21 protein-coding genes are annotated in these 21,624 nt (G+C 39.0%); 6 read left to right on the plus strand and 15 right to left on the minus strand.

Features of this window, described 5'->3' with window-relative positions:
- Nucleotides 1-1,126: 1,126 nt before the first annotated feature.
- From NSS81_RS09995 to NSS81_RS10020, 6 genes are all read right to left on the minus strand, one after another.
- On the minus strand, nt 1,127-2,404 hold the full coding sequence (locus tag NSS81_RS09995; RefSeq protein ID WP_342433351.1) for a TRAP transporter large permease subunit: 1,278 nt from the start codon (nt 2,402-2,404) through the stop codon (nt 1,127-1,129).
- A gap of 55 nt (nt 2,405-2,459) precedes the next feature.
- Nucleotides 2,460-2,954, minus strand: a complete 495-nt coding sequence (locus tag NSS81_RS10000; RefSeq protein ID WP_342433352.1) for a TRAP transporter small permease — start codon at nt 2,952-2,954, stop codon at nt 2,460-2,462.
- A gap of 96 nt (nt 2,955-3,050) precedes the next feature.
- Nucleotides 3,051-4,136, minus strand: coding sequence for a TRAP transporter substrate-binding protein DctP (gene dctP / locus NSS81_RS10005; protein ID WP_342433353.1), 1,086 nt, complete (start codon nt 4,134-4,136; stop codon nt 3,051-3,053).
- A 30-nt stretch (nt 4,137-4,166) separates the two neighbouring features.
- Nucleotides 4,167-5,042: an isocitrate lyase/PEP mutase family protein gene (locus tag NSS81_RS10010; RefSeq protein WP_342433354.1), complete on the minus strand. Its 876-nt coding sequence runs from the start codon at nt 5,040-5,042 to the stop codon at nt 4,167-4,169.
- A gap of 14 nt (nt 5,043-5,056) precedes the next feature.
- Entirely contained in the window at nt 5,057-5,581 is a 525-nt protein-coding gene (locus NSS81_RS10015) for a 3-isopropylmalate dehydratase (protein ID WP_342433355.1), read from the minus strand.
- Between the two features lie 6 nt (nt 5,582-5,587).
- Nucleotides 5,588-6,868, minus strand: coding sequence for an aconitase family protein (locus NSS81_RS10020; protein WP_342433990.1), 1,281 nt, complete (start codon nt 6,866-6,868; stop codon nt 5,588-5,590).
- A 219-nt stretch (nt 6,869-7,087) separates the two neighbouring features.
- On the opposite strand from NSS81_RS10020, the gene NSS81_RS10025 reads away from it, so the two are divergent.
- A complete protein-coding gene (locus NSS81_RS10025; protein ID WP_342433356.1) occupies nt 7,088-7,684 on the plus strand; it encodes a TetR/AcrR family transcriptional regulator in 597 nt (198 codons plus the stop codon).
- 591 nt (nt 7,685-8,275) lie between these two features.
- On the opposite strand, the gene NSS81_RS10030 is transcribed toward NSS81_RS10025, so the two are convergent.
- The 3 genes from NSS81_RS10030 to NSS81_RS10040 are packed head-to-tail and all read right to left on the minus strand — an operon-like array spanning nt 8,276 to nt 11,696.
- Entirely contained in the window at nt 8,276-8,965 is a 690-nt protein-coding gene (locus NSS81_RS10030; RefSeq protein ID WP_342433358.1) for an ABC transporter ATP-binding protein, read from the minus strand.
- The gene (locus NSS81_RS10035; RefSeq protein WP_342433359.1) at nt 8,962-10,608 is read right to left on the minus strand and encodes an iron ABC transporter permease; all 1,647 of its coding nucleotides are present in this window, start codon (nt 10,606-10,608) and stop codon (nt 8,962-8,964) included. The genes NSS81_RS10030 and NSS81_RS10035 overlap by 4 nt, the downstream gene beginning before the upstream one ends.
- A gap of 2 nt (nt 10,609-10,610) precedes the next feature.
- Nucleotides 10,611-11,696, minus strand: a complete 1,086-nt coding sequence (locus NSS81_RS10040; protein WP_342433360.1) for a Fe(3+) ABC transporter substrate-binding protein — start codon at nt 11,694-11,696, stop codon at nt 10,611-10,613.
- 236 nt (nt 11,697-11,932) lie between these two features.
- Between NSS81_RS10040 and NSS81_RS10045 the strand changes: the two genes are divergently transcribed.
- The 3 genes from NSS81_RS10045 to NSS81_RS10055 all read left to right on the plus strand — a co-directional run bounded on the left by NSS81_RS10045 (nt 11,933) and on the right by NSS81_RS10055 (nt 12,640).
- Entirely contained in the window at nt 11,933-12,151 is a 219-nt protein-coding gene (locus NSS81_RS10045) for a DUF1659 domain-containing protein (RefSeq protein WP_342433361.1), read from the plus strand.
- A 37-nt stretch (nt 12,152-12,188) separates the two neighbouring features.
- Nucleotides 12,189-12,407: a DUF2922 domain-containing protein gene (locus NSS81_RS10050; RefSeq protein ID WP_342433362.1), complete on the plus strand. Its 219-nt coding sequence runs from the start codon at nt 12,189-12,191 to the stop codon at nt 12,405-12,407.
- Nucleotides 12,408-12,475: 68 nt separating this feature from the next.
- Nucleotides 12,476-12,640, plus strand: a complete 165-nt coding sequence (locus NSS81_RS10055) for a YvrJ family protein (protein ID WP_342433363.1) — start codon at nt 12,476-12,478, stop codon at nt 12,638-12,640.
- A gap of 77 nt (nt 12,641-12,717) precedes the next feature.
- On the opposite strand, the gene NSS81_RS10060 is transcribed toward NSS81_RS10055, so the two are convergent.
- From NSS81_RS10060 to NSS81_RS10080, 5 genes are all read right to left on the minus strand, one after another.
- Nucleotides 12,718-13,569 (minus strand): type II CAAX endopeptidase family protein, encoded by an 852-nt coding sequence (locus tag NSS81_RS10060; RefSeq protein ID WP_342433364.1) that lies wholly within the window; start codon nt 13,567-13,569, stop codon nt 12,718-12,720.
- 632 nt (nt 13,570-14,201) lie between these two features.
- A complete protein-coding gene (locus NSS81_RS10065; protein WP_342433365.1) occupies nt 14,202-15,041 on the minus strand; it encodes an alpha/beta hydrolase in 840 nt (279 codons plus the stop codon).
- Between the two features lie 34 nt (nt 15,042-15,075).
- The gene (locus NSS81_RS10070; RefSeq protein ID WP_342433366.1) at nt 15,076-15,492 is read right to left on the minus strand and encodes a heme-binding protein; all 417 of its coding nucleotides are present in this window, start codon (nt 15,490-15,492) and stop codon (nt 15,076-15,078) included.
- 107 nt (nt 15,493-15,599) lie between these two features.
- Entirely contained in the window at nt 15,600-15,893 is a 294-nt protein-coding gene (locus NSS81_RS10075; RefSeq protein WP_342433367.1) for a 2Fe-2S iron-sulfur cluster binding domain-containing protein, read from the minus strand.
- Nucleotides 15,894-16,004: 111 nt separating this feature from the next.
- Nucleotides 16,005-16,919 (minus strand): catechol 2,3-dioxygenase, encoded by a 915-nt coding sequence (locus NSS81_RS10080; RefSeq protein ID WP_342433368.1) that lies wholly within the window; start codon nt 16,917-16,919, stop codon nt 16,005-16,007.
- Between the two features lie 945 nt (nt 16,920-17,864).
- Here NSS81_RS10080 and NSS81_RS10085 point away from each other — a divergent pair.
- Together NSS81_RS10085 and NSS81_RS10090 are read left to right on the plus strand one after the other, a co-directional pair.
- Entirely contained in the window at nt 17,865-18,419 is a 555-nt protein-coding gene (locus NSS81_RS10085; RefSeq protein ID WP_342433369.1) for a PadR family transcriptional regulator, read from the plus strand.
- Nucleotides 18,420-18,421: 2 nt separating this feature from the next.
- Nucleotides 18,422-18,895 (plus strand): DUF4188 domain-containing protein, encoded by a 474-nt coding sequence (locus tag NSS81_RS10090; RefSeq protein ID WP_342433370.1) that lies wholly within the window; start codon nt 18,422-18,424, stop codon nt 18,893-18,895.
- Between the two features lie 340 nt (nt 18,896-19,235).
- Here NSS81_RS10090 and cutC read toward each other — a convergent pair whose 3' ends face one another.
- The gene (gene cutC / locus NSS81_RS10095; RefSeq protein WP_342433371.1) at nt 19,236-21,620 is read right to left on the minus strand and encodes a choline trimethylamine-lyase; all 2,385 of its coding nucleotides are present in this window, start codon (nt 21,618-21,620) and stop codon (nt 19,236-19,238) included.
- Nucleotides 21,621-21,624: the final 4 nt, after the last annotated feature.

The following is a 21,624-nucleotide window of genomic DNA, read 5'->3' on the forward strand; positions in this document are numbered from 1 at the left end:
GGGAAAACGAAAAAGTTGTCCTCATGAAGGGTTCATGAAGCACATTTAGGTAAGAAAAATGAAAAAGTTGTCCTCATGAAGCACATTTAGGTAAGAAAAACGAAAAAGTTGTCCTCATGAAGGGTTCATGAAGCACATTCAGGTAAGAAAAACGAAAAAGTTGTCCTCATGAAGGGTTCATGAAGCACATTTAGGTAAGAAAAACGAAAAAGTTGTCCTCATGAAGGGTTCATGAAGCACATTTAGGTAAGAAAAATGAAAAAGTTGTCCTCATGAAGGGTTCATGAAGCACATTCAGGTAAGAAAAACGAAAAAGTTGTCCTCATGAAGGGTTCATGAAGCACATTTAGGTAAGAAAAATGAAAAAGTTGTCCTCATGAAGGGTTCATGAAGCACATTTAGGTAAGAAAAACGAAAAAGTTGTCCTCATGAAGGGTTCATGAAGCACATTTAGGTAGGGAAAACGAAAAAGTTTTCCTCATGAAGGGTTCATGTCCTCGGGGCGGTTCTGATCGTTCATTTCCAATGACCAAAAGAACCGTTCCCCTTTTTACTTCAAACCACTTTTCACTTATTACTACCCTACCCACCTCTCGACAAACCTCTCTCCTCAAAAATTACTTAAACCCCTCTATAACAACAAAAAAGCCAAATCCAATCAAACGTTTAATTAGCGGAAAATCCACTAACTAATCGTTTGATTAAATCTGGCCAAAACCCTTTTATTTAAACGAACACAGCCCAGTTTGTTAGAAAAATTCCTGTCGATGATCGGTCCCAATCTTCGCTACCTATCTTCAATATATATCTATAAAAACTAGTAACCTACAAAAACTAGCACATTTAGATACTACACAAACGATTGATTAAAACCACCCCAACCACAGATAAATAAAGAATTTCTATCATAAAATGCGTCGAAATTTGTCCCTTTGGTACATAGCAAAGTTCTTCTAACCTATCACCCAAAAAATAGGAATCTTCCTATATTTAATCTTTCCCACCTGCCCAAATCTTATGATTTGGCTTATAGATTTTACTATTTATATGTTTAGGGGCCTTACTCTTTAAGGGGCTGGAATAAGACGTTAGAAAAGAGCCACCAGAGCTGTCCCATTAAGTACACCTACATATTAGAAGGTAAAAATAATACAATTTGCGGGAAGAGAATGATTAATAGAACGGTAAAGAGGAGGACTCCTATAAACGGAATCGATCCTTTTAGTACTTTGCTGACACTTACACCGGATTGCTGGCTGGTGATGTAGAGATTGATTCCGACTGGTGGGGTAACTAGTCCAATTTCTAATAGAAGTACGACTAGAACACCAAACCATAATGGGTCATATCCTAAGCTCATCATTAATGGGAAAACGAGCGGCAAGGTTAGGAGCATGGAACCAAATAAGTCTAAGAATAACCCTAATATCAGGTACATTAGGATGATTAAGCATAAAACACCCACTGCTGAGATATTTGCCGATTCTATAAGACTAATTAGTGAATTTCCTATACGACTGAAGGCAACAAAATAAGAAAATAAAGTCGCACCGACTAAAATAATAAATATCATACACGTTTGCTGAACCGTTTCAATTAAGGCATCAATAATTGCCTTGAAATTTAACCGCTTCATCAAGAAGCCAATGATTAAAGCACCGAAAGCTCCAAATGCAGCCGCTTCCGTTGACGTTCCAATACCAGAATAAATCGCAACAATAACAAACAAAATTAAGATTAACATCGGCCAAATAGTGCGTAAAGATTGGAACCTTTCACTCCAACTCGATCTTTCTACGACGCTTTTATTTTTCATCGCAACTGCGATGACGACAATACATAATAAAAAGGCAAGTAACAACCCCGGCAGAATACCGGCAATAAGTAAACTACCAATCGAAGTTTCAGTTTGGATCGCATAAACAATTAGCGGAACACTTGGTGGAATCAGTGCTGCAAGGGTTCCACTAGAGGATGCAACTAAACCAGCGGAAAATGAATCCGAATATTTCGATTTAATCATTTGTGGAACCGCCACCTTTGACATGATCGAAGTGGCCGCTATACTCGAACCAGAAAGTGCTCCAAAGGCAGCACTTGATAAAACGGTTGTAACCCCTGCACCACCTGGTTTATGTCCAATCCATTTTAAAATACAATCAAATAAATCTTCGGCAATCTTACTTTTTGAAATAAAATTAGCCATTAAAATAAACATTGGTATTGTCGTATAACTGAAACTATTGACGCTTCGAAAGGCCGTTGTTCCCATAATACCCATCAACGCATCCCATCCAGAAACAATCCAAACCCCCAATGTCCCAATAATTAATAATACGAATCCGATCGGCATACCTACTAATATAAGAACGAGTAATAACAACGTTAGTATTAATACAGTCATAGCTTATTCACCTCTGCGAGTATTCTCATATATAGAAAAAGAGTAACCATCTTCGTCATTCGACCTTACTTTCATTCGAATCTACTTTTGATGTAAAACTGGAAAGTAGTAGTCTGATAGACATCACGAATGAACCAAAACAAATCATAAAGACAGCAGGTGTAAGAGGATAAGCTAAACTACTAACCGATCGAATATCCTGATTTAGATGGCGGATAAATAATAAATAAGTCGTATAAGTAAGTACGAGAAAAATAGCTGCAGAAAGGAGATTTACTACAACAGATAATAATGGCATAATTCTCTTTGGTAAAAACTTCTGTAAAATTTCAACTTTCACATGACCATCATTTTTATGCGTGAAACTCAGCGTCAGAAAAACAATGATGACCATTAAATATTCTCCCGTGAATTCAATCACACCCGTAACCGGTTTTTTAAACAAAAAACGTGAAAAGGCATTGATAAAAATAAGGATCATCATACTAAACAAGGCAAAACTAGCGAAATATGCCAATATTTGATCGACTTTATTTAAGATTTTTGCCAAAATACACTCCCCCAAGTTCGAAAACTCTCAGTCTTTTCAAGAATAGTAGGGTACTCAACACCTAGGTGTGAATACCCCTTTTTTATAAAAAAACGATTACTGTTTCGCTATTAATTCTTTGAATTGATCCAATACTTCACCAATCTTTGATCCATTCTTTTCTTGCTCTTTAACCCATTCTGCATTAAATTCATCGTAAGTCTTTGTCCATGCTTTCTTTTCAGAATCAGAAAGTGTTTTAATTTCCATTGTCTTCGACCACTCTTTAATGATCTTCACATTTTGGTCATCATCTGCTTGACTTCCGCTATCGGCAATTTCTGTTGCTGCTTGTTGGAATGCCTTTTGGACATCTTCAGGAAGTGACTGCCAAACACCTTCATTAATAATGAATCCGCAGCTTCCTGCTCCAAAACTAACACCCTGCGTACCAAATTTAATTAGTTCTCCTAAGCCAAAAGATTCAAGAGTAGTAGAATATTGACCGACTTGGTCAACAATTCCCTTTTCCATTCCTTCATATAATTCAGGAGTTGCAATCGTAACAGGTGTTCCACCAAACTTTTCAATTAATCCACTCATAAATGCTCCAGAACTTCTCACCTGCTGACCTTTTAAGTCACCTGGCGCAGAGGCTAATTTCTTTGTACTGAATAAATCAAACGGATTGGTTACATAACCAAGTAACGGGCGAACATCATTTTTCAAATAATCCGTTTCTAGAACCGTGCCTTGCTGAATTAATTCATGAAATGCTTTTGTCCCTTCATTACTAGACGAGAATAATCCTGGGAAACCAGCAACTGAGCTACTGTATGGCATTCTATCAGATGTGTACGATGGGATAAAGAACGCAATATCCGTTACACCTTGAGAGGTCAGGTCTAAATAATCGCTGACATTCCCTAATTGCTGAGAAGGATAGAATTCAAATTCCACTTGTCCATCTGTTAATTCTTCCACTCTTTCCATAAACGGCATGGTAACAGTTTCAGAGAAGAAGGCTTCAGGGGCTTCATGTGAGGCGAACTTTAAGACAATTTTTTTCTTATCAGAATCCGCTGCTGGCTTTTTATCGCCCTCATCAGATGTAGACCCGCCAGTATTAGCCGTTCCACCACAGGCTGTCATAATAACAAGGAAACAAAGAACCAGAAAGGAAACCATTAATTTCTTATTCATCAAAAAATACCCCCTTAGATATTGTCTAAATTATTTTTGTAAAGCCGTAAGATACTTCTCTTGCAAACTTTCAATCTCTTTAAATTTAATAACTTCCTTGAATTCACTTAGTGGCATCATTTCCGTTGTCATGGCACCAGTGTTTTTGAACTCCAACAATTCCACTAATCCCTTTTGAATGGCCGCACTAGTAAGTAACAATGGCACGAGTGGGAAGTGAATAAATTTACTATTCATCGCTCGAAGCATTTCTTCTGGCAAGCCCTTTTGTGCAAAAACCGTCATTTGGACCGAAAGTGGGACCGCAATGCTTTGGCCAAACCTTACTAGACCATTTTCATCCCCGTTCACATAGGATAACGGTTGAATAAAGTCAGCACCGGCTTCAATGTAAGCTTTGGCTCGTCTTACTGCTTCTTCTCCTTCTGCATCCGTTCTAGCAATAATCACAAAATCAACATTGGTTCTCGCATCGACTGCCGCTCGAATCTTCGCTACTCCCTCTTCTAACGAAATGAGTTCCGGTTTCGAGTTAATACCAAGTGGACATCTCTTTGGTACTACTTGGTCTTCAAGAGTGATTCCTGCAACTCCTGCTTTTTCAAAGGATCTTACCGTTCTCATGACATTAATCGCATTTCCATAGCCGGTATCCGCATCGGCAATAACGGGTACATTTACGGCATTCACTATGTTTTGAACCACTTGTAAATTTTCCGTTGCCGTATAAAGCTCCGCATCTGGTAAACCAAGCGAACTGGCGGAAACACCAAATCCTGTTGTAAAAACCGCATCAAAGCCAGCATTTTCAATCAGGATTGCACTTAATGAATCATAAGCCCCTGCAGTATATATGAATTCCTTTTCTGCAATCATTCTTCTTAAAACAGTTGCTTTACTAGTCAATTCCATCTCTCCTTCTATTTTTCTACTTTTTGTTCACTCGCAAACCGTTGCTTTAAGTATTCAATATGTCCACCAAGATCAATAATATTCTTGTCCGACTTGGGAAGCGGGTTATAGTAAAATTTTTCATTGGTCGATTCGTTGACAATCGTCGATTCCTTCCAATTGACTGTAAGCTGATCAAAGCGTTTTACCTTTGCCAGTATCCCTTCACAATTGATCAGCGGGACACCATCCGCTACTTGACCACGGTAGAAACCAGGTGAAAAGGATTCGGCGATAATACCTGCAATACCAAGATGGCGCAGGACGAGCATCGGGGGTTTGTGAGGATGTCCATAGCCAAAGTTCCTGCCACCCACAATCCAATCACCCTTTTGAATCTTCTCGACAAAGTCCTCTTCATACGGCTTCATACAAACTTTCACAAGATTATCCATGTTGGTTTCTTTTATATTCTCAATTCCAATGACACGATCGATATCAAAATGAGCTTCATCAAAAATCCAAATGACTCGGCCCTTTAGAATGTCTTCCACCTATGATCACCCCTTCGTTCCAATTAAGTAATTTTCATCCATATACTTTCTTGGGTCCGTGATCACCCCATCAATTGCTGATGCGGCCACTGTTGCCGAACTAACGAGGAAAATATCTGCCTCTGTACTCCCCATTCGTCCTGGAACATTTAGCGTAGCGGTGGATAATGCCTTTTGCCCAGCGGAAATCGTCCCACTTCGACCAAAGCAAAAATCACAACTTGGTGCCGAGATAAACGCCCCAGCTTCAAGAAAAATCGAGAGCAAGCCCTCTTCTGAAGCCTGAAGCATTAACTCATTCGACGAAGGAATGATATTTAATTTAAAACTCGGAGCTACCTTTCTTCCTTTTAAAATTTCAGCAGCCACCCGCATGTCATCAATCGTTCCTCCAACACAAGAACCAATATAGCCCTGATCAATCTTTGTTCCCACAACCGTACTTAGTGGAGCGATATTGGCAGGTGACGGCGGAAGCACCACTAAGGGTTCAAGATCAGTAATATCAATTACATATTCATCCTCATAATGGGCATCTGCATCGGGCTTGATCATTTCAAAATCATTCAATGCGCGATCTTTTAGATACTCTTCGACTTTTGCATCTGGCACGATGATCGCACTGACAGCTCCAACAAACATGGCAAGACCACAAATTATCGCCCGCGCATCAATACTTAAATGAGGGATCGCTGAACCGTCTATTTCCAATACATTGGATAAGCAGCCATCGGGACCAATTTTCGACTGAATATAATTATAAATATCCCGGGCAGTTACCCCCCTTTTCGGGATTCCCGTCAACGTCACTTTGACCGTTCCAGGCACTTGCACCATTACTTTCTCTGAAAAATAAGCTTCAAATAAATAGCGGCGATTGCCAATGGCTAAAGCCCCTAGCGAACCTAAAGCGCTTACATGTCCGTCATAATGGAATAAAAACGACCCCGGTGTGGCATATCCAAGCTCACGAGCCATTTGATGACCGATTCCCTTTCGTTCATAAAGCGTAATTCCCTGCTCTTTAGCAAAACGACGGGTTTGCTCATGAAAAGCTTCTTCCTTTGCCGTAATCGTCGGCGTCATGTGGTCAATAAATAGGACAAACTTTTCAGGATTTTTCACCTGGGTGATCCCAAACTCTTCTTTCATTTGTTTTTCAATTCGATCGGTATATCCAGGAAAGTCATACGCTAATACATAATCTGGAGAAACCATTAATTCTTCCCCTGACTGAACAGAATCTTTCCCTGCTGCACGTGCTAATATTTTCTCAGTTAACGTCATTCCCAATTTTTCCACCCCCAAAAAAATTCGTAATCGCCTAATTGGTGACCTTGATGAAGGACTATAATGAGTGACAAAGGTCAACAATTTTGGTTTATGACTTTGGTCACCGACCTAAGTCATTGACTGCGGTCATTGTTTTTTCTCATTATATAACTTATAATAAAATAGAGTCAACATATTATTTAGAATTTACTGAAAATTAAAGAGGGTGAAAAGTTGGAAACACTGAGCCAACGCCAGATTAATGCCATGCAGACAAAGGAAAAGATTTATCAAACGGCCCTACAATTATTTATTGAACATGGGTTTAATAATGTATCGATCAATGATATTACTCAACATGTCGGCACGGCAAAAGGTACATTTTACACACATTTTAAATCAAAGGATCAAATAGTTGTTAGGCATTATATTAAGATCGATGACCATTATGGAGTCACCTATCAAAACCTACAAAGTGAAGAATCCAACTATGAAAAAATCTTGTTGATTTTAAAAGAAGGATTCAACTATACGGAAAAAATTGGGAAGGAATTACTCCGAGTAGTCCTTATTAATCAAATTAGTGGGAACGAGGATGTACCCTTTGTAATGAGCAGTAAGCGGAAAATTTATCGTATCTTACTAGAGTTAGTAGAAAAAGGGCAACAAAACGGAGAATTCACCACCACCCAAGACCCTAATAAACTAGTAGTATCAATCCTACAACACTACAGCGGAGCCTTCATGCGATGGTGTCTACTAGAAGAAGAAAAATCCCTAACCGAAATTGGAATAGAATCGATGAGTCTCCTTATAGATAGCTTTCGGTAGAACGGCCTGGTGGCGGTTCTACTGGCTCTTTTTGGTTTGAGCAAAACGGCCTAAGGTAAAATAAGCGGAGATTTTTCGGTTAGACTGCAAAATGAGCTCGGTTCGGGGAATATAAGCGGAGATTTTCCGATTAAGCAAAGCAAAATTACCCATTTTCACGTTTTTCGAGTCAATAGTCGGAATCTCTCCGTCTATTTAAGCTATTTTTAGTGTTATTTCCTAATTAAGGGAAATTTCTCCGCTTATTTATCAAACTCGATTTAGCATCTAATGAACTTGTACAACTTACGGGTGGTTTCGTGAAAAAAAGAAAATTTACAAAAACACCCCTCGACAAACCTCTCTCCTCAAAAATCACCCAAACCCCTCCATAACAACAAAAAAGGCCAAATCCAATCAAACGTTTGATTAGCAGAAATTTCACTAACTAATCGTTTGATTAAATCTATCCAAAACCCTTTTATTTAAATGGCACCCGATTCATGTCTCAGAACCCTGGCTCCAAAAGGGCTTTTTCAAGTAAAAAAAACCCGCCGTCCAGCAGGTCTGAAAAAAAATTCTGTTCTAGTAAACAGTATGTTAAATATTCCCTTATGGAAATGTCTGAAACTTCTGCCCAGATCCGCCATGCTCGACAATGAGCGGACACATTGTGATGCTGTGATCGCAAATGGCCTCCACATCTTTTCGGTCATGTGTCACGATCATACAGGTTATATTTGCTTTCTTCAAAATGGATAGCAATTCTTCCCGGATAGACTCTTTTAGATCGGCATCTAGGTTACTGAAGGGCTCATCCATTAATAAAATTTTGGGCTTTGGTGCGAGCGCCCTTGCAAGAGCTACCCTTTGCTGCTGCCCACCGCTCAGCTCGTGTGGATACCGGTCACCAAACTCTTCCATATGAACAAGCTCTAGCATCTCTTGTACCCGCTGCTTCCAACCCTTCCTCGCCATTCGGGATAAGCCAAATAAAATATTCTCTTTCACAGTCATATGAGGAAACAACGCATAATCTTGAAACACCATGCCGACACCTCTATCTTCCGGCTGAACAAAAATGTGCTTGCCTACAACCGGTTTACCCGCAATCGTAATTGTCCCCTTCGTAGGCATTTCTAAACCAGAAATTAAGCGAAGCAATGTACTTTTGCCGCTGCCGCTCTGCCCTAATACACCGACAATCTCTCCAGTATTCAAAGAAAAAGAAAAATCATCAATAATTGGCGTTCCCTTTCGAGAATAGGTAAAACAAAGATTTTGGATTTCAACTACTTTCATCGTTCCACCTTCTTATCAATTACTTGAAACACGACGACAGCTAAAACACTAATGCCAATAATCATTAAGGATGATATAGAGGCCTCATAAATCATTTCATCCTTGGCATATTGAAAGGTCTTTGTTGCCAGCGTATCAAAATTAAACGGTCTCAGTAGTAGGGCTAAAGGCAGTTCCTTGCAGATTTCAACAAATGTTAAAATAAAGCCGCTTATAAGCGCACCTTTAATTAACGGAAGATCTACTTTAAAGAATGTTTTCGTCATGCCTAAACCGAGCACTCTTGATGCTTCTGAATACTTTGTGCCGATTTTTTCAAAACCTACCTCAACCGCATTAAAGCCTGTAGCCATAAAACGAATCGCATAACCGACAATCAACATCACTAATGACAGGCTTAAAATTAACGGGGCATCTCCCCATCCCATATAAGAATAAAAAGGAGCAAGCCATTTATCAAGTGTAATAAACACGGCAAGTACCCCAATAGCAATAATGGCACCTGGAATGGAATAACCCGTAGTTGTTAATTTAGCTAAAACAAAAGATCCCATCGAATGGTTCCGGCTCACATTCGCCACAACAACGGCTAGAATCAGAATAAGCACCGTAGAAATGGCTGCAACATAAACGGTTTGAAAAAACAAGGTAAAGAAGCTCTCATTCCATACCTTATGAAACGTCAACTTCGCCCATGCGATTAACTGTATGAGCGGAATAAGAAATCCGAGCAAAAACACAATTCCGCAATACATAAAAGCAGCTACTGCTTTTACACCCTTTAGCTTCATCGGCATGAGCGGTCTTGATTTATTATTTACATTGTAGCGCCGCCCTTGTCTCAGCAGCCTTTCTAAGAAAAACAGCCCTACGATAATCACCATCAGCCAAGCCGCAAGCCTCATCGCCGAATCAATATCATACATGCCAAACCACGTTTGAAAAATCGCAGTTGAGATCGTATGAATGCCAAAATAGCTCGTTACCCCATAATCACTGAGCACTTCATAAACGACAAGGACCGCCCCCGCAACGATAGCGGGTCTTGAAAGCGGAAGCACAACGCGAACAAAAATCGCAAGCGGCTTTCTTCCAAGCAGTCTCGCATTTTCGAAAAAGGATGAGCTCTGGCTCACAAGAAAAGCCCTCGTCATTATATAAACATAAGGAAATAGAAACAAAGTAAAGATGAATATGGCTCCGCGTAAAGATGAAATCGATAGAAGCTCAGGATTGATTTGATAATCAAAATGGTTCCGGAACGTTGATTGAATCACCCCAGTATAGCTAAACATCGTTCTGTACGTATATGCTGCTATATAAGGCGGAATCGCAAGCGGCAAGAGTAAGCCCCAACGAAAAAAACGCTTAAGCGGAAAATCATAGGCCGCAGTCAGCCAAGCAAGCGTAACCCCCAAAAACGCAGTAAAAATCCCTGTTAATAATACAAGAATGATCGTATTTGCGACATATGTTTTTAATAAATACTGGCGAATCTGAAACCAGTTTTGGTTAGGTTCCTGAAAAAGAGATAAAAAGACAAACAGGATGGGCAGCAGAATAACCGCCGCCCCAACCATGCTGATAATCCACCAGCTATTAAAATCTTTTTGAAAAAATCGTTTCACCTGATGTATGCCCATTTTTACTTCCACTCTGTTTTATTGAAAATCTCAATTGCTTTATGATTATGCTTTCCTAAAGTATCAAAATTAAGCTCTTGCATTTTAAAGTCGCCCCATGATTGCAGAATTTCAGGCTTCTTAGCTTCTGGATTTACTGCGAATTCATAGTTGTGAGCAGATAAGAATTCTTGTGCATCCACACCTGTCATGTATTCAATTAGCTTCGTAGCATTTTCAGGATTTTTGCTATGCTTTGTTAATCCAATACCGCTAATATTCACATGTGTTCCATTTGTTTCTTGGTTCGGGAAAAATACGCCGATGCTTTCTCCCACTTTCTTTTCTTCAGGATCTTCAGAGTTTACAAGAAGTCCAACATAATAGGTGTTCATAATCGCTACATCACCCGTACCAGCTGCAATCGCTTTTGCTTGGTCACGGTCACCGCCATCAGGCTGGCGTGCAAAGTTATTCACAATACCTTGTGCCCATTGCTCTGCCTTCTCCTCACCGTTTAACTCAATGAAGGAAGCAAGTAAAGATTGGTTGTAAAGACTTGTTGAAGAACGGGCAAGCACTTTCCCTTTCCATTTTTCATCAGTTAAAGCTTCATATGTAGAAAGCTCATTTGGATTTACGCGATCCTTCGAGTAAACAATGACGCGTGCTCTTGTTGACATGCCAATCCAGTTATTGTCTTTATCACGAAGATTTGCAGGAACATTTTTGTTGATAACGTCAGATTTAACTGGCTGTAGAATATCATTATTCTTTGCATTTGCTAGAACTCCGCCATCTACTGTAATAAATAAATCTGCCTGCGTGCTCTCGCCCTCACGCTTTAAACGCTCAATAAGTTCTTCTGCTTCTCCCTTAACAACATTCACTTTGATACCAGTTTCTTCTGTAAACTTCTTATATACTTCTTCATCAGCCTCATAATGTCTGGCAGTATAGACATTGACCATTTGATTTTCAGCTTTTTTTGGTTGCTCAGCTGGTTTTTGTCCTTCAGAGCTGTTATCAGTTGCTGCTCCGCATCCAGCTAAACCAACCGTTAATAAAGCACTTGCAAGGAAAGGTTTAATAAGTTTAGAAAGGTTCATACATAAGTCCACCTTTGTTATTTTTTATGATAGTGATAATGATAATTATTATCAGTTGTTAATTTATATTCTATTTGCCTATTCATCAATAGTCAACAATATTTTTTTGATTTATGAAATTTTTCAACGACTTGTGACAGGGACGGAAATTGGGGTCCCCTCTAAACTATTTTTACTCCTAACCTGTCCTTTTCACCTACTTTTATGTATATAGAAGGAGAAAGGAGGTGATTGAAATGGCAGAAACACTTTTAGCAGAGTCGAAATTGCGTTTGGTTTTCCAGGCAGGGATTGATGAAGATAGCAAGCCAATCCTAAAAGCCAAGACCTTTGGCAACGTCAACAAAGCAGTAACAGCGGATCAGCTTTACCAGGTTACACAGGCAGTCGTAGGTTTAACCGTTGACGAACTTAGCGGCGCGCAACGTATGGACAGCTTGGATCTTTTAGCGTAATGGTAAAAAAAATCTCAAACGATAGGAGGTGAAAACAATGGCAAAAACACTAGAATTGCAGTTTGTTACCGAGGGTGGGAACAACGCTAGACTTACAGTGGATAACCCGAAGGAACCGATTGAGGAGGCTGCGGTTAAGCAAGCGATGGAAGCGATAATTGCGGCTGAAGTATTCTTCACATCCGGTGGTAAATTCGTCACCGCCAAAGGAGCACGAGTTATCGAGCGCAATGTTACCGATTATGAACTAGTTTAATAGAGTCAGAGACCGGATTCAGTGATGGAGCCGGTCTCTTTCTACACTAAAAGAAAGGAGAAAAACATATGGAGCAGATTATTCCCTTCATTAGTGAAGTCGGATTCCCAATCGTTGTGACACTCTACTTACTGCATCGAATTGAATCAAAACTCGTTGTCGTCGTCCAATCGATCCATAATCTGCCCGAGCGGATGAACTGGGTTAAGGGGTTTTGCACTAACCACCGGTGACACTGGTATGTTGAACCCCCCTGTTCTTAGGCTGGAAGTCTTACCTGGTTGATCCATAAAAATTTGTTGGATACTCCTTATAATGTGATAGAATCTTTCTTGGATTTAGGTTTATAGAAGGCCAGCCAAACGATAGTTAGAACATACATTACTACAGCAGGAATAGATGCCTCGATTCCAAAAGTACCACCAGTTATCCAAACACTATCCGATTTAAACTGGAATAAAACTAGCGAGGAGTGGTTTTTACCGTTTTCTAAAACAAATTGCACCATTTTGGAGCTAAAGAAAAAGTTCCATAGAATATGCACCACCACCGCATTCCATACATTTCCAGTCTTATAAACAATAAGGCAAAACATTGTGCCTACCAAGGTACCTGCAATAAGAGTCAAGCATATATCCAGTAATTGCTGTTCATTGACGGTAAGTAAATGAAGGGCTCCAAAAAAGAATGAAGTTACAAAAACAGCAGTTGCCACATTCCATTTTTCTTCAATTATTTTAAATAAATAGCCACGGAACAAAATTTCTTCAATTATTCCTGCTGAACACGCAGTTATGAAAGAGACGATAATAAACGTTAGCACTGTGCCAAAAGGAAGTTGGTCTTGTTTTTCAAAAACAACGGATTGTGATAGTACATAAAAGGAAAGTACTGTAAAAGGCAAGCCTAATCCAACAAAAATCCCTAATTTCTTCAATTTAACTGGCGTTTGAATCCGAAAGTAAGCATTGGCTTTTTTAAAGAACCGTTTTGCATACAACCAAAGCAATCCTACAGTAACTCCAATTCGTATTAATTCTTTTACTGCCACTCGTACCGTGCCATTATCGATCCCATCCGTCAGCGGATTTACAAAAATAGCTACCGTCAAAAACAAGAAAACCAACATCAAACCATGCATTACTACTTTTCCCCAGTGCATTTCTTTAGCTCCTTTTTTTAAGATATAAGAGTAAAATTAACAAGGAGAATAATGAATCTTTTACTTTATTATATATTATCGAGGATGGGTATAAATGGATATTGCGAAAAGATTTATCTGAGTGATACTTTTTCTTTCCATTTCTAATTTCATATAATATTACTTTTCATGGTACAAATTAAATCTTTTAGTGAGCTTTAAAAACATCTTATTTGCAACCTTTCCACATTCGAAATCACAAAGTGATTCTAACGTTGGAAATAATTATTGGGTGTTTGCGGTTTGGGTGTGATTTTTAATGTGGAATAAAAAGAGGATATTAATGTTGGGTACTGATTTGTTCTTTTTACTCACAGTTGAGTAGCCAATACCACTGATGGTCTACCCAACCAGTCCTGTTAATTCAATTGCGGTAGCCAATTTCCTCGATTGGCTACTCAACCTGTTCCATTAATTTAATTGCGGTAGCCAATAGCCTCGATTGGCTACCCAACCTGTCCTATTAATTTAATTGCGGTAGCCAATAGCCTCGATTGGCTACCCAGCCTGTCCTATTAATTTAATTACGGTAGCCAATAGTCTCGAGTGGCTACCCAACCTATCAGCAGTTTTTTTAAACAAGTGATTTGCTTTTAGTAAAATACCATTTCTTCTTTTTTTAAAAATTCAATAACTTGACCGGCAAATTCTTTTGTTTTTTCAATTTGAACCCAATGACCGCACTCTGGGAAGACATGAAGCTGTGCATTTGGTAATGCAAGCGCTAATTTGTAGCTTGTGTCTTGTAATGGGATAACGCGATCATCTCTTCCATGGATTAATAATACAGGGAAATTGATTTTTCTAAGTTGATCGATAGATAGAGCCATGTCACTAACATGTTGTTGTCTTGGTTCAGGAAACATCGATGAAAATGATTCTTGGAAGCCTTCTTGCATACTTGATTTAAAACGCATTTCTACTAAGTCATCATTTTCGGCCATCGATTGGTCGAAAGCAAATAGTTTGATTAGATCTTTCATATTTTCAAAGGTTGGAGTATATCCCCAAACTCGATCTAATCCATCGGAAATGTGGTGGTCAATTCCCATACTACCCATTAAGATAAGTTGTTTGATAAGGTCAGGGCGTTTTTTAGCAATATGCAGGGCAATTGCCCCACCGAATGAGTTACCAATTATTGAAATTTTCGTTTCACCTAAGGTTTCAACGAAATCAATCATATGATCTGCCCAAACATCGATTGAATAGTTAATTCCCTCAGGTCGATCTGTGTAGCCAAATCCAACGACATCTGGTGCGTAAAGATGAAAATTCTCTGAAAGAATTGGGAACACTAAACGCCAGTTAGCCCATGCTGAAACGCCAGGTCCAGAACCATGGATAAGTAAAATCACTTCCCCTTGTCCATCCTCATGATAATGTGTTTTAACTCCCTTTACGTCAATATACTTTCCTGCTTCAACTGTCACAATGATCTCCTCCAATCAATTACTCTGTAAACGATCATTCAATTAGTTTAAGAGCAGCTTCACAGCACAATTCATCTTGTTCTGCACTGCCACCACTAACCCCAATTCCACCGATTACTTTTCCATCTACTTTAATAGGAAATCCACCACCAAAAATGACAAGCTTAGGAGTATGGACAATTCCATTAAATAATGCAGGTTCATCTTTTATCATTGGATACCACTCAGAGGTCGGTTTTCCAAACGCAATCGCAGTGTATGCTTTATTTTGGGAAATCCCAACACTCAACAATGGAGCATAATCCATTCTTGAAAAGCTAACTAAATTTCCACCATCATCAACAATGGTTATATTGACTGTAATCCCTAATTCTTTTGCCTTTTGTTCAGCGGCATCAATCATTTTTTTAGCAAGTTCATTCGATATGGCGTACTTTTCTAAATACTTCATGATTTCCACTCCTCGTCATACCTAGTCAAATGACGTTTTTTCTGAAAAACAACTGCTTTAAATAACAATAGCATCAGTTGGAAAAAGTGCCCCTGATGCTATGTTACTTATCTCAATACTTTATTTCTTTCCCTAATAGGTAAAATACTCATGTCCGTTGTTGGCTTACTTTGACAAGCTAGTCGATATCCAGAAGCATATTCCTCGTCAGGTAAAGCAGATTTTGAATAAATCCCATCTACCGTTTCACCAGTCGTAATTTTAATCTTGCACATCCCACATGCGCCGCCTTTACAGCCGACAAAAATGTTACCGACTTGACGTATAGAGGCATTTAAGATCGTTTCATTTTCCTTAACTAAAATTTCTTTTCCGTTCACCTCGATTTTAAATGTCTCCATGGTTACCATCTCCTTAATTATCCATCCCTTTATTTAAAGGAAGCCTCTCTAATATTTTGTAACCGCTTACACTTAAGACAAAGGAAAATTCCTTGACAGTTAATAGATGTTTTACGAAACAACTGTAGTGAATCTTTCATTTAATTCTCTTTCAAAATAGAATACTGCTTTACCGATTGTATCCTCTGTCCATGTGATGGTTGCTGAATCAGGGTATGTGATATAGCCACCACAGAACACTTCATTACGATTTCCAGAAGGGTCGAAGAAGTAAATGGTTGTCCCCCTTGTAATTCCATGACGAGTTGGTCCGGCGTCGATCATAACATCATTTTTCGCCATGATATCGGCAGCATTTCGAAGTTCTACCCACTCATCTAACCAGAATGCAAAGTGATGAAGTTTGTTCTGTGGGCCCTTAATAATTGCGATATCGTGGGCAGTATTGGTCTTGAATAACCATTTAGCAATCGTTTGATCATTCTTTTCCCCAGCCACTAATTGCTCACTTACGTGGAAGTCAAAAATGTCTGTAAATATTTTTGTTGCACCATCAACGTCCTCCCCAGCAATTAAGAGATGGTCAAGACGTGTCGGATGCATTCCTAGTAATCCGTCTGGCCATGGGTCAGGATTGACAAGCGGTAATCCATTACCAACTACTTCAATTTTGTGGTAAAGTTCAACGATTTGTCCAGTAGGTAAAGTGAAACGAACTGCTTCTCCTTCTGCTATTCGAACTCCAGCTGGTACACGTTCTGTATAAATCCCAATATTGTTTAATTTTTCTTCATAAAGGTCTAAATCTGAAGCAAATTCACATTTAAAAGCTAAATGTTCCAAACCTGCACTGTCGGCTTTTTTCAAAATGACACTATGATGGTCATGTTCATCCCATGCCTTCAGATAAACTCTGTCCTCTTCACGTGCAGTTTCAATTAAACCGATAACTCTCTTGTAGTAATCAATTGATTTCTCCCAGTTTGGACAACGTACTTCAACTCTTCCTAAACGCATGATTGCCATAAATTAATTCCTCCTTAAGTATTCTAAATTTATAGATTAAAATATTTCAGAAGTGATACCACCAATGAAATATTCTAATTTTTTTTAGACAAGTCTAAGAAAAAATAAGAACAATGGTTAATTGAAGGAGCAAAACATGAAGCTAATTTTTTTGAAAAGTAAATTGAAAACCAGTTAGACGTTCCACTAGGCGAATTTCATACCGAGATTCCTCAGTATCAACAGAAGGGTATTAAGAAGAACAGAGAAGGAAAATACACACAACCAAAAGAATATAAAGAGTGCCCACTAGTTAAGTGGCAGGTGTTCACAGAATTTAATCATCAAAATCACATTAAAATTTAAAAAATTCAAAATCTTCATATTATAAAAGTAACATAAACTTCATTGTATTTTCATGGCGAATCTGTGAATTTTTTTTAAAATTCCGTTATTAAATTATCGAATATCTTGTGTTATTTACTTGGATATGCATTCGTTACGCCTATTTGACACTATAGATCCATCATACTAGCATCGCTGCCTGATCAAATGTTTGAACTCAAAAAGCAAGGGAAAATCGTACGTTTAAGTGCCATACGATTTACTCTCGACTCGGGTGAAATTTAAAAATAAAATAGAATGCCCGAGGTATGTAAAAAAAAAGGAAGTCACACCTCGGGCATCTTATTGCCTTTTTTGGGTTAATATCAAAGTTGGTTCGTTTATAATCCCCCAACAAATACACCTAATGATTTATGGATTTAGCATTTGTTAATTTTTTGAAGCTTGTCTTGATGACATTGGGTCTGACCCCAAAATTCATCAAGTGGTTGTCGCAACATATGTCTTATCTTCTAAGAATGCATTATTTTTTATCTTTTCAGAAAATTAACTTGTGTTTTTTATTTACATCCACTATTATATATCTAAATGATATATATCTTATAGATAGGTGTGGAAATATTGAGGAATTATAACGATACAACATATGCAATATTAGGGATATTAACTACTGAATGTAAATCAGGATATGCCATTAAACAGTTCATTGACCAGAGCTTAAATCATTTTTGGAAAATTAGTTATGGACAAATATATCCAACGCTAAAATTAATTGTCCAAGAGGAATTAGCAGAAGTTCGTACTTCATCTACCCCAGGAAAGCCTGATAAAAATGAGTACTATCTTACCTCAAAAGGAATAGAAACACTAAAAAATTGGTTGAAACAGCCAATTGAACAATTACCAATTGAGCGAAATGAAATTTTACTTAAATTATTTTTTGGTCGCTATCAAGCTCGAGAAAATACGGTATTACTTCTACAGAAATACAAGCAAGAGCTCGCAGGACGTTATCAAACCTATGTATCTATTGAACAGGCTATTATCAATCACAAAGATAACGATGAGGATTCAATATATTGGTTGTTTACGTTAGATTATGGAAAAAGAACCACAAAAGCTGAGATAGATTGGTGCGAGTTTACTCTTGAAAAACTTTCTACGAAGGGGGATTAGTGATGACCAACCAGATTTATACTGGTCGTTATACGATTGATAATACAGAGGATATTGTCGTTTTCATCATTGGAATGAGAGTTAACAAGCGACTCGCAATTCATAAGTGGTTACCAGTATTTAGCGCCATGCCTGGAATGATTAAGGAGCTTTATATAAACAAAGAGGAACTGGGATTTTTATCGATGGAAAGTTATTTTGGACTTAGAACAACTGCTATGATCCAATATTGGCGTTCAATTGAAGACCTGCTTGCTTATGCTAAAAATGAAAAACATTTAACGGCTTGGAAAAATTTCAACCAAAAAGTAGGTAACAATGATGCGGTTGGAATTTATCATGAAACGTATCAAATAAGTAAGGGTAATTATGAATCTATTTATGTAAATATGCCTCACTATGGCTTAGGAAAGGCATTGAACCATAATCCCGTTACTGTAGAACGAGATTCCGCTCGTAAACGACTTAAAGAATAATAATTTTGTTTTAGTTTTAGGCTCTGTTAAAGGACATTGTTGATTTATAACTCTGTTGATTGGAGCGGAAGGCGCTTGACTCCTGCGGGAGTACGGGGCTGGGGAGACCCCACAGGCGCTTAAGCGCCGAGGAGGCTCCCCGGCACGCCCGCGGAAAGCATAGCGCCTGGAGAGGAAATCAACAGCCAAGTTTAACAGAACCTAGTTTTAAAAAGCACCTTATAGCAAATTTAATAAGGTGCTCTTTGTAAATTTCAACAACCTCATTTACCTATGGGTACGGCTCACACTAACGTATCAGTGTATGTGGCAACACATGGGATGTCTCAATCTGTATAGTTTACATTATTACTGTACGGCTGATAATTTCATCCTGTACTTCCTTGCAAAGCTCGACAAAAAAAGCACTGTATCCGGCAACACGTACAATAAGGTCCCGATATTCTTCAGGGTGTTGTTGGGCTAGTTGTAATGTTTTGTTATCGACGCAATTGAATTGCATCTGAGCATTGCCCATAACGGAGGCGGTGCGTAACAGGGAAATCAATCCTGACCTGCCTTCCTGAGTATCTATTGAATTTCTTGTTACTTTAAAGTTATGAGCCATACCAAGACTCATTGATTCAACATTAATTTTGGATACAGATTTTATGACTGCGGTAGGTCCTTTTTTATCTGCACCCTGAGTAGGACTCATTGAATCAGACAGTGGTGCACCCGAAAAGCGTCCGTTGGGTGTTGCTCCAATCAACTCGCCCAGTGGTGTATTAAAGGACTGGGACAGCGTTCCATGGATTTGTCTTGCATAAAGCGACTTGTACTGATTGATTCTTTTTTCTGTGTAATCAACAATGTCGGTTGCAATCAGATCTGCATAGTCGTAATCATTACCGTATTTAGGCGCATCAAGGCAGTCACGACGTATTCGTTCGTACCCCTCCCAGTTGGCATCAAGAGCTTTTTTTATATCTGAAAGCGTGTACTTTTGGTCATCATAAACCAGTTTTTTAATCGCAGCCATGCTGTCGACATAAGTACCCAGCCCTGCGAAGATTGTTCCCGGTCCTTCATAAAGAACTGCTCCCCCGGCTGTCACATCTTTTCCGGTTTGCATACAGCCGTCAACAAACAGTGACATATATGGAGTGGGCATAACATTTCTGAAAACCTCCTGAACTAGAACTGTACCCCTCGCATTCATCTCCAGAAGATAATCAAGTTGTCGTTTCACTGCGGCTTCAAATTGTTCATAAGTGATCATTGCCTCTAGTTCTCCGGTATCTAGCCATTTCTTGCTTCCGTAGGACTTAAGAATGCCACGATTGAAGAACATGTCAATGGTAATAGGCCATTGTGTAAAGCCACCGGCTGTCCACTGGTGGATACGTCCAGATTTTTGCGGTTCTACGCATCCCATAAGGCAATAGTCACGAGCATCTTCAAAATCAAAGCCCTTTCTAAGCATCATTTTAATATGTGCATCATCGAAATGGCAGGCAGGCATACCAACGCCGGCTTTAATGACATCCACAATTTTTTCAAAATAACGCTGTGGAGATTGATTGTGGATACGGCAGGCAAGGGAAGGCTGGTAAACCTTAACTTTTTCAACAGCATCCATAATCAGATAGGTTAATTCGTTGGTGCCGTCTCCCCCTTCACGTTTCTGTCCACCTACGGTCATATTTATAAAAGGCATATATCCTGCAAAATATTTGGCAGTCGCTCCCGGTGTATACCAAATCATTTCTGAACATTTGATCAGGAAACATCCCATCAGTTCAAGAGCCTGCTGTTCATCTAGCCTTCCATTCTCAAAGTCTGATGTATAACAAGGGAACACATACTGGTCTAAACGGCCCAGCGATGTACTACATTGATTTTCCTCCATCAAAAACAGTGACTGTATTGTCCAAATAGCCTGCAATGCTTCATGAAATGTTTCAGGCGGATTAGCAGGCACGCGGGCATTGACTTTAGCGATTTTTTCCAACTCAAATTTACGCTTTGGATCCTGTTCCTTTTCCGAAAGTTCCTGTGCATATGCTGAAAGACGATCAGCATATGTAAGAATTCCTTCACACGTTTCTATTGCTGCTTGATAAAAGGGGATTTTTTCCTTATCCTCCATTCTACCAGAGGATAAGTTAGCAAGATAAGCTTCAGCTTCAGCTTTAACCCCATTAATACCTTTCTTAAAAAGGATGATATCATAACCCGGACTGGTATCGCCGCCACCACTGGTCATATGATAGGTCAAATCACTTATGCACGCTTCAGCGCCGAATTCCCATAAATCCTCATCCCGAAAAGCTTTTTCACAAGCCTCTGCCAAAGATTTACCTTCCCAAAATAGGAACAATTGCTCTCTCATAATCATCTTGTCTTCTTCACTGATAAAGTACGGATCCTGTGATCTCGTGCTGATGGTGTCAAGTTCATCACGAACCCACTCCCATGCAATATCTGGCGAAAATGCACCTGCCCGCGGTTTTCCGCAAGGGTGTCCCACTATAAGTTCATTTTCTTGTATAAGCATCGGGGCAGTTTCGCATGCTCTTCTAAACCCTTTAGCACGAAGCACGTTCTTTGGAAGGTCAGGAAACTTTTTTGCAATTTCGGTAAATGCCAAGGCACGGCCAATTGTTATGCTTGGCTTGACAGTTAAATATGCTTCTTTCAGGAGCCGAAGACGTTTAGGTAGATCGGAATTTCTCTGCTTCATAAAT

Source organism: Neobacillus sp. FSL H8-0543 (assembly GCF_038592905.1).
In the GTDB taxonomy this organism is placed as follows: domain Bacteria; phylum Bacillota; class Bacilli; order Bacillales; family Cytobacillaceae; genus Neobacillus.